General features: G+C 70.6%; 5 protein-coding genes. 2 read left to right on the plus strand and 3 right to left on the minus strand.

From position 1 onward, the window contains the following. Positions 1-16 precede the first annotated feature (16 nt). Positions 17-1,174 carry a serine hydrolase domain-containing protein gene (locus AC31A1_RS48335; protein ID WP_489659419.1) on the plus strand — a complete coding sequence of 386 codons (1,158 nt, stop codon included), beginning with the start codon at positions 17-19 and terminating at the stop codon, positions 1,172-1,174. Positions 1,175-1,217: 43 nt separating this feature from the next. Here the strand turns inward: AC31A1_RS48335 and tgmB are convergent, their stop codons facing one another. The 3 genes from tgmB to AC31A1_RS48350 all read right to left on the minus strand — a co-directional run bounded on the left by tgmB (position 1,218) and on the right by AC31A1_RS48350 (position 2,873). Further along, positions 1,218-2,204 carry an ATP-grasp ribosomal peptide maturase gene (gene tgmB / locus AC31A1_RS48340; protein ID WP_489659416.1) on the minus strand — a complete coding sequence of 329 codons (987 nt, stop codon included), beginning with the start codon at positions 2,202-2,204 and terminating at the stop codon, positions 1,218-1,220. A 16-nt stretch (positions 2,205-2,220) separates the two neighbouring features. Beyond that, a complete protein-coding gene (gene tgmA, locus AC31A1_RS48345; protein ID WP_019070092.1) occupies positions 2,221-2,412 on the minus strand; it encodes a putative ATP-grasp-modified RiPP in 192 nt (63 codons plus the stop codon). Between the two features lie 164 nt (positions 2,413-2,576). After that, complete coding sequence (locus tag AC31A1_RS48350) at positions 2,577-2,873, minus strand: YkvA family protein (RefSeq protein WP_489659417.1); 297 nt, start codon at positions 2,871-2,873, stop codon at positions 2,577-2,579. Positions 2,874-3,028: 155 nt separating this feature from the next. Here AC31A1_RS48350 and AC31A1_RS48355 point away from each other — a divergent pair, with 155 nt between their 5' ends. Further along, positions 3,029-3,832, plus strand: a complete 804-nt coding sequence (locus AC31A1_RS48355; RefSeq protein WP_489659418.1) for an AraC family transcriptional regulator — start codon at positions 3,029-3,031, stop codon at positions 3,830-3,832. Positions 3,833-3,842: the final 10 nt, after the last annotated feature.

Here is a 3,842-nt window from a genome sequence, read left to right on the forward strand (position 1 = left end):
GCCCCCAGGACACTCCATGCCCCTGCCGCTCCGCCTCGTCTCCCTCCTGGTCGCCGCCTGTGTGGGCGCCCTCGTGCCCGCGTCGCCCGCCGCGGCCGACGACCACTCCCTCCAGCGCGGCCTCGACGAACTGGTCGCCGCCCCCGACGGCCCGCCCGGCGTGATCGTCGTGCTCCGCGACGGCGACCACCGGCGCGTCCTGCGCGCCGGAACCGCCGACATCACCACCGGCCGCCCGCTCGAACCGAGCGACCACACCCGGACCGCGAGCACCAGCAAGGCGTTCACCGGCGCGGTGGCCCTGCATCTCGTACGACAGCACCGGCTCGCCCTCGACGACACGATCGGCACCCGGCTGCCCCGTCTGCCCCGGGCCTGGCGGAAGGTGACCCTGCGTCAGCTGCTCCAACACACCAGCGGACTCCCGGACTTCAGCGAGAGCCCCCGCTTCCGCAGCCTCCTCCAGGCCGACCCGCACCGGCACTTCGACTCGCGGCGCCTGCTCGACTTCGTGGCGGGCGAACCGCTGCGCTTCATCCCGGGCTCGCAGTACCGCTACTCCAACTCCGACAACATCGCCGTAGCGCTGATGGCCGAGGCGGCGACCGGCACGCGCTACGAGGACCTGCTGCGCCACGACGTCTACAAGCCGCTGGGGCTGCACGACACGAGCCTGCCGCAGGGGTACGAGATGCCGGAGCCGTACATGCACGGATACGTCGTCGGCGGACCGTCCGGCCCGGAGGACGTCAGCGAGGCGGTCGGCATGTCGGGTGTCTGGGCCTCGGGCGGGATCACCTCCTCGCCCCGCGACCTGACCGCGTTCATCAGCGGCTACGCCGCCGGGGCCCTCACCTCGAAGGCGGTCGTGCGGGAACAGCGGCACTGGATCCCCGGGGCCTCCGAACCGGCCGGCCCCGGCCGCAACAGTGCCGGACTCGCCCTCTTCCGCTACGACACCCGGTGCGGGGTCGTTCTCGGACATACCGGGAACACCCTCGGTTACACACAGTTGATCGCGGCGACCCCCGACGGCCGGCGCTCGCTCACTTTCTCATTGACAACTCAGGTGAACCAGGCGGGGAAACCGGAACTGCTGCGCAAGATGCGCGCGGTCGAGGAGGACGCGGTGTGCAGCCTGTTGGGGACATACGGGGCAGAGCGCCACTCCTGACCCAGGGCGCTCGCCCCTTCCGCCTCAGCTGAACCGTTACTGCTCAACCGACCGCGCTGTCCGACCCGTTGACGAGGCCCTCCCGTTCCGAGGCGGCGGGCAGGGCCAGCCACTCCGCTATCGTCCGGGCGATCGGCTGACCGGTCTCCGCCTCGACGAAGCCGAACTGGCCCGACTGGTTGCACTCAAGGAACCACCAGGTCCCGTCGCCGTCCTCGGCGAAGTCGAAGGCGCCGTAAGCCAGTTCGGCATCGCGCATGTACGTCAGGACGGCATCGGCGACGCGCGGCGGGACCTCGACAGGGCACCAGGGCTGCGCGGAGGTGGCGAAACGGACGTCGACCTCGGTGGGGTCGGCGTCCGGGGCGGTCGCCGTACGGGCGGCGAGCATCCGGTCGCCGACGACGGTGAGCCGGATGTCCGCGCGCTTGGCGACCCGGCGTTGCAGCAGCGTCGGGCCGAACGCGACGGCGGCGAAGTCGGTGTCCGGCGCGACCCGGCTCGTCGGCACGGCTCGCGGCGGATCCTGCGGGTGGGCACCGGAGACCGGCTTGACCACCAGGTCCGGGAAGCGCTGCGAGAACTCGCGGGCGGCCTGCGGGAACGTGGTGATCAGGGTGGCCGGCACGGGCAGCCCGCTGCGCTGCGCGAGCCGCAGCTGCCAGGGCTTGTGCCGGGCGCGGCGGGACGCGTCGGGGTGGTTCATCCAGCGGGCGCCGGAGCCGCGGAGCATGCCGTAGAGCGCCTGGGAGGCCTCCTCGGTCAGCCACGCGGAGGGCTGGGGTGCGCGGGTCGCCGGGGTGCCCGGTCGGCGCACCCAGATGGAGCGCAGTCCGCTCACGCTCACCAGCCGCCCCCCTGCGGACAGATGGCCGCGGAAGGCTCCGTGCACGTACTCCCCGGACAGCGCGACCCCGCCGGTGAGGTCGGCGGGATCGATCCGGACCACGGGGACGCCGGACGCGTGCAGGTGGACCACCACCATGTCCGCCGTGACGTCCTCTTCGCAGGTAAGGACCAGGACGGTCATTTTCGTCGTTCCGTGTTCAGTCGTCGAAGTGAGTCTTCGATCCCGCTGTGGACGTCGTGGTCCCCAGTTCTCTCAGCAGAGCGAGATCATGGGCGGCGACCCGTCCGTCGGCGAGCACGTTCAACTGCAGTCCGGAGTCGTAGCTGTACGGAGTGGTGAGCTCCAACTGTGCTGCCGGGCGAGCGTAGTTGAGCGCGAAAGGTTGCATCGTCTCTCCCTCGTCGGTACTGCCTCGTGCAAGCGGTGGCCACCCTGCGAGGTCGCTTGGCCCGCTGACTTCCGTCTGCTTCCAGAGACTTATACGAATCGAACGAGTGAATGGTTTCCTTACTCTGCGTAATCAGAGTAAGGAGCGCGCCGCGCACACCGGGGTCAGTCGAGCCCGTCCGGCAGCCCCTTCTCCTGCTCGCCGAGGGAGTTGCGCATCGTGCGAAGAGCGAGGAGAAGTACGGCGATGTCGTCCAGATACACGGGATCGGGCATCAGGTCGGTGGGCAGTAGGAAGTAGAGGACGGCACCCCAGAAAACCCATGTGGGGCCGGTCGGAAGCCCTGCGCGCCGCATGGAGCGCCGCATGCGGACGAGCCGCACCAGCACTCCGACGGCCACGGCGAGCAGCACCACCGCGAGCACCACGGCGATGACGATCACGGTTGTGGTCGAGTCCACGGGCGCCCCTTTTCCGGTCCGGCCGCACGGCATGTGCCCTATCCGGATGCCCGGATACGGCCCCGGTATGGCCGACGAGGGGAACATCACACCCGAACGCTTCGAAGAGCCTTGACAGCCGTTGACCCCGTGTCAGGCGCTGGTACGTTTTCACCGTGAGCGCGACCAACGGCCCCGGAACGCACGTACGGATCGGCCTCGACACCCCACCGCGCGTGGCGAGCCTCGGCGTCGGCGTGCACGGGACGTTGAGCCCGCGCGACGTGTTCCGGCTGCCGGACCTGTGGCAGCTTCATCTGTACCGTTACGAGGCCGAGTTGACGGTCGACGGAGTGGCGCACGAGATCAGGCCCGGCCATGTGAGCCTGGTCCCGCCCGGCGCGCTGGTGTGGTTCCACTACCGGGGCCGGTCCGAGCATCTCTACGCCCATCTGGAACTCCCGTCGGCCGGTGAGCGGTTGACCGTGCCCGTGATGCAGGATGCCGGTACGCAGACGCCCGTGCTGACCGACCTGATGCAGCGGGCCGTCGCCGCGGCGCCGCGCAACTCCGCCCGCGCGGCAGCCGAGTTGTGGACGGTGCTGTGGCGCGTGGCGGACCTGGCGACCCCGGCAGCGGGCGGAACCGCCGGTCCCCACCCGGCCTTCGCCCTCGCGGTGGCCCACATCGAGTCGAACCTGACGGCCCAACTGACCGTCCCCGACGTGGCGCACGCGGCCGGCGTCTCGCACAACCACCTCATCCGCCTGTTCCGTGCAGAGACCGGCACCACGGTCGTCGCCTACCTCCGGCACCGCCGCATGGAACGCGCCCGGCACCTGCTCCGGGAGTCGACCCTGTCCATCCCGGCGATCGCGGCCGCCGTCGGCATCGGCGATCTGCAGGCCTTCAACAAGGCATGCCGACGCGAGCTCGGGGCGTCACCCAGGGCTGTTCGGGCACGGGTGGGCGGGACCTGAAGGCCGGGTG

This window comes from Streptomyces sp. P5F9 (assembly GCF_057961495.1).